This window comes from Streptacidiphilus sp. EB129 (assembly GCF_041262645.1).
Classification (GTDB): Bacteria; Actinomycetota; Actinomycetes; order Streptomycetales; family Streptomycetaceae; genus Streptacidiphilus.
Genome location: NZ_JBGCCS010000119.1, coordinates 1 through 1,055 on the forward strand (window position 1 = coordinate 1; position 1,055 = coordinate 1,055).

Here is a 1,055-nt window from a genome sequence, read left to right on the forward strand (position 1 = left end):
GGGACGGCGGGGACGGCGAACTCGTCGCAGACGTATTGGCAGGGGATCGCGGACGCGTTCCATGCGGCGCATCCGGGTATCACGGTGCAGGTGCAGACGATCGCGTGGACGAACTGGGACCAGGTCGGCACGATGATCCAGAACAAGCAGTACCCGGACATCCTGCTGGGTGACGCGCCGCAGGAGCTGGCCGCGAACGGGCTGCTGTACCCGCTGACCGATGTGATGTCGGCCGGCACGATCAGCAACCTGATCCCGGTGTTCGCCAAGCAGGAGCAGAGCGACGGGGTGGCCTACGGGGCGCCGTTCACCACCAGCGCGCGGGCGATGTTCTACAACAAGAAGCTGTTCGCGGCCGCGAAGATCGCCGCCGCGCCGACCACCTGGGCCGACCTGCAGACCGACGCCGCCAAGATCAAGGCGCTGGGCGGCGGTGACATCGGCTACGGGCTGCCGCTGGGCGCGGAGGAGGCGCAGGCGGAGTCGTTCATGTGGATGCTGGGCAACGGCGGCGGGTACGTGGACGATGCGGGCAAGTACGCGTTGAACTCGGCGTCGAACATCGACACGTTCAACTTCCTGACCTCTCTGGTCAAGGCCGGTGACACCCAGCCGGGTCCGGCCACCACCGACCGCAAGACCATCTGGTCGGACTTCGCGGCCGGCCAGGTCGGCATGGCGGGTGGGTCCGGGGCGCTGATCCCGATCATCACCGCGGCGGGCAAGCTGCAGACCTCCGACTGGGGGGTGGCCACGATGCCGGGCAAGACCGGTCCGCTGACCAAGGCCCTTGCGGTGCACGACGACATCACCGCGTTCAAGAACGGCGGGCACGCGGACCAGATCAAGCAGTTCCTGGACTTCGCCTACGCCGACCAGTACCAGATCCAGTTCGACAACGAGTACAACCTGCTGCCGGCCACCACCTCGGCCTCGACCGCGCTGTCGGCCAAGGACCCGGTCGCGGCCGGGTTCCTGGCCACCGTCCCCAACTCGGTGGTCTACCCGACCAACGCCAACTGGAACACCCTGAAGTCCAAGATCCAGCAGGGCAT

Annotated in this window: 1 protein-coding gene; it reads left to right on the forward strand. The window is 67.3% G+C overall.

Annotated elements, in window-relative coordinates; all coding sequences use genetic code 11:
* Nucleotides 1-84: 84 nt before the first annotated feature.
* Nucleotides 85-1,055: extracellular solute-binding protein (locus ABH925_RS37715; RefSeq protein WP_370156168.1), on the forward strand; the 971-nt coding region annotated here is incomplete at its 3' end.